General features: G+C 63.5%; 4 protein-coding genes. All 4 read right to left on the bottom strand.

Features of this window, described 5'->3' with window-relative positions; genetic code table 11:
- Positions 1 to 692 (bottom strand): hemerythrin domain-containing protein (locus tag WBV89_RS14520; protein WP_423982069.1); only part of this gene is annotated, 692 nt, incomplete at its 3' end.
- Between the two features lie 59 nt (positions 693 to 751).
- Positions 752 to 1,582, bottom strand: a complete 831-nt coding sequence (locus tag WBV89_RS14525) for an MBL fold metallo-hydrolase (RefSeq protein ID WP_423982070.1) — start codon at positions 1,580 to 1,582, stop codon at positions 752 to 754.
- A gap of 242 nt (positions 1,583 to 1,824) precedes the next feature.
- Positions 1,825 to 2,136 carry a cupin domain-containing protein gene (locus tag WBV89_RS14530; RefSeq protein WP_423982071.1) on the bottom strand — a complete coding sequence of 104 codons (312 nt, stop codon included), beginning with the start codon at positions 2,134 to 2,136 and terminating at the stop codon, positions 1,825 to 1,827.
- Positions 2,137 to 2,301: 165 nt separating this feature from the next.
- On the bottom strand, positions 2,302 to 3,596 hold a 1,295-nt coding region (locus WBV89_RS14535), incomplete at its 5' end, for an MFS transporter (RefSeq protein WP_423982072.1).

Below are 3,596 nucleotides of genomic sequence, written 5' to 3' on the forward strand. Positions count from 1 at the left end.
GCCCATGGAGGCACAGAGCGACCCTGGCCGAACGCCCGCTTCACAAGTCGCTCGTACCGGCCTCTGGTGATCTTCCACAGAACCCGCATCGTCGGGCGTGCGCCCGCGCGGAGTCGTTCGGCGGCGTCGGGATGCAATGTTGCCATCATCCACGGCACGGTGAAGCGGAGTTGGCGGAACGGGACCGTCTTGATCGCTCGGTGGTCGAGTGCGTCGTATTCCTCCGCCGTGAACCGTGTTTCGATCAACGGCAGGACCTCGTCGTCTTCGATGTCGAGGTGCTCGGCGAGCAGGTCTCGGAGTTCAACAGCGAGGCCAAAGGCACGCTCGGATGTCGTCGTCCAGTCGGTGGGATCCGTGGTCAGCGATCTGAACGAAGCCGCCAGTTCGTCGATGACGCGGTCGAGGTCGTGATGTTCGACGAGCAGGCGGTCCCACGGCAATTCGTCGATGGGCCCCCGACCGCGCAACGCGGGGAAGAAGATGGTGTCTTCGACGTGGTGATGCACGCGCAGTTCGCCCGAGTATCCGGCGAACCAGGTTCCGAGCGCGGTGGCCCGGGCCGTGTCACTGGCAGGGAGGGTTTCGATACCGACCACGAGTTGTTCGGTGGCGGTGCGCATGGCCTGGTGGAGATCGCGGTAGAGGCTGAGGTCGGGTGCCGTGGACACGGCGGTAGATGTGGTGCTCATCGGGTCGTCCTTGTGTGGGTTCGTTGTGGTTTGGTCGAGGTGCTCGTGGATTGGAGTGTTCATCGCGTGGTCTCCGTGGCCATCGAGGCGAGGATCTCCTCGAGTACGGGCATGCCTGGCTGCGGGTCGACGGGACTTTCCGGGACGGCCCGAAGCATCTCGTAGGCATCTTCGAGGTGGCTGCGGTGAATGGCCGGACCGTGACAGCTGGCGATGACGCGGATGTCATGGGAGACGAACCTGTCGACGGTGCGGTGGTAGCGGGGCAGATCCAGGTCGCTAGACCAGGGGCTGTTCCACTGTTGGAACTGCATGAAACCACTGCGCCATTCGTCGGCGTCGAGGTCACCGACATCGGCGGTGCCTTGCGTGACCGGCGCAGCGAAGCAGTCGCTCGCCCAGTAGACGCCAGTGCGCGTGTCGAGCAGTCCGCGAGTGGTCGGTGAGTCGTACAGCGGCGGCCGGACGGCGACCATGGTGCGGTCGCCGGCGTCGAAGGCTTCACCGTCGTCGACCCAGCGCCAGCGGTTCGGGGCGATGTCGAGCGCGCTACAGGCGAGGCGCTCCATCGCGAACCAAGTGGTCACCAGCGTCGCCGACGTGCAGTGGTCCATGACCGCTTGCAGGTTGCCGAAATGGTCGATGTCGTCGTGGGAGAGAAACACCCACTTCACGTCGTTGGGGTCGACCAGACCGAAGAGGTCTTCGAGGTACCGGTCGGAGTTGATCGGGCTGCCGGTGTCGACGACGATTGGTTCACGCCCACGGATGATCATCGCGTTGAGATGGACGGTCGACGGGGCAACTCCTTCACCTTGGGTGTCCTGAATGACGAAGGTCTCCTCGGCAATACGAACGGGCAGATGGCGGGGCTTTTCGATGTCGTTCATGAATTCGCGTTTCGTGTCAGTGGCCGGTGGTAGGCCGTGCAACACATCGTCGACCCGACGGCTTGGAGGCGACTGGCAGTCGACTGGTGCCCGGCGCTGGGGGGGGTGACTTGGAAGCGGTCGCCGTCAGTACCCCTGCGGTTCGATCGGTCGCGGTGATCGCGCGGCCCCGGGCTGCGAGGGACCGCATCGCGATCGCGAACAATCAGGCAAGCGGTTGTTTCGGTGGCTGAGTTCGGGGGCTACAGCGCCCAGGGCGGCGTGAACGTCGAACCGTCCGCCATCCGAGCCTGACCGCCGACCGGCAGACAGCACAACAGGCGGAGTGGCTCGTTGGAACCGTTCGACAACTCGAACAACGTGTCAGGTGGGACGACGATCACGTCGCCAGGGTTTGCGACGGAATCAAGATCCTGCATCCAGACGACCGCGGAACCCTCGATGACGACGAACAGATCCTCCGCCGTCAGCGAATGAGGCGTGGGTTCGGTACCGGGAGCGATCTCGACGGTCCAGATCGACGTCAGCGTCGTCCCTGTCGATGGAGTTGCCAACGAGGTGAACCGTGTTGTTCCGACCTCGTGAGTCGGTGATACGGGAGCAGTGATGACGGGCATGGAGACCTCCAAATGGTCGGGGGTGAATGGTGATTTGGTCGGAGCAAACTGATCATCGAGGGTCCGGCAACTTGACTAGATCGAGCGTCACGATCTGGGTGATCATGAATGCGAGTAGACGTTGGTGCCGCGAGGCAGAAGGAATCGTGCGGCAATCGCCGCTGCGAGCAGGACGGCCGATGCGACGATCGCTGCGACGCTGAAGCCGTCGAGAAAGGCCTGTGTGGCGGCAGCCGCGAGTGAGTCCCCACCGCCACCCCCTGTGTGTCCACTGACCATGAGCGCCCCGGAAAGACCGCTGTTGGCGATGCCGCGAGCCTCCTCGGGAAGTGTTGAAACCGCAGCCGAGATCCCAGATGTGTACTGCGACGTCAGGATCGAGCCAAGCACCGCGACTCCCAAGGCACCGCCGAGCTCTCTGGTTGTGTCGTTCATGGCTGAACCAACGCCCGCCCGACCGAGCGGAACCGACGACATGATCAATGTGGTGAGCGGCGTGATGGTGATTGCCATTCCGACGGCGAGCGGAACGATCGCCATGTACACCGGCACGAGCGAGCTGTCGACCTCCAACCGGGACAGGAATCCAAGGCCGATAGCGGTCGAAGTCAGGCCGGCCGGTACCACCCACGAGACGCCGTACCGCTCGACGAACGACGGCACTCGTGGAGCGACGGCAACAATGATGAAAGCAAAGGGAAGTTGGATGAGCCCGGACTCGAGTGGCGAGTAGTCCAGCACGAGCTGGAGGTACTGTGCCATCAGAAAGAACGTCCCGAACATGGCGAAGTAGGTCAGTCCCATGCCCACCGACGCAACACTGAAACGGCGATCCCGGAACAAGTGAAGATCGAGCATCGGGACGCGAACGCTGGCCTCGCGCATGATGAAGAGCGCTGCGCTCAACACGGACAGAAGGAACAATCCAATGGTCTCGCTCGACGTCCAGCCGTTGTGTGGGGCTTCGATGATGCTGTAGGTCAGGGTCGTGAGGGCGGCAATTGACAGTAGAGCGCCGGGGACATCGATTGGTTCGTTGTCGGGATTCTTCGACGTCGGAATGATGAACGCTCCGGCGACGAGCGCCCCGACGATGATCGGAACGTTCACGAGGAATACCGAGCCCCACCAGAAGTGCTCGAGCAACCAACCCGATGCGACCGGTCCGATCGCCGCGCCGCCACCGGAGACCCCGGCCCAGACGGCGATGGCTTTGGGGCGTTCGCTCGTGGGGAACACGTTCGTCAGGATGGACAGGGTCGAGGGCATCACGAAAGCCGCGGCGAGCCCCATCACGGCGCGGGCGAAGATGAGCGTGCTCGACGAGTCGGCCGTAGTGGCGATCGCAGCCCCGATGAGGAACATCAAGAGCCCCGCTTGGAGCGCACCCTTCCGTC

Source organism: Ilumatobacter sp. (assembly GCF_049588435.1).
GTDB lineage: Bacteria > Actinomycetota > Acidimicrobiia > Acidimicrobiales > Ilumatobacteraceae > Ilumatobacter_A.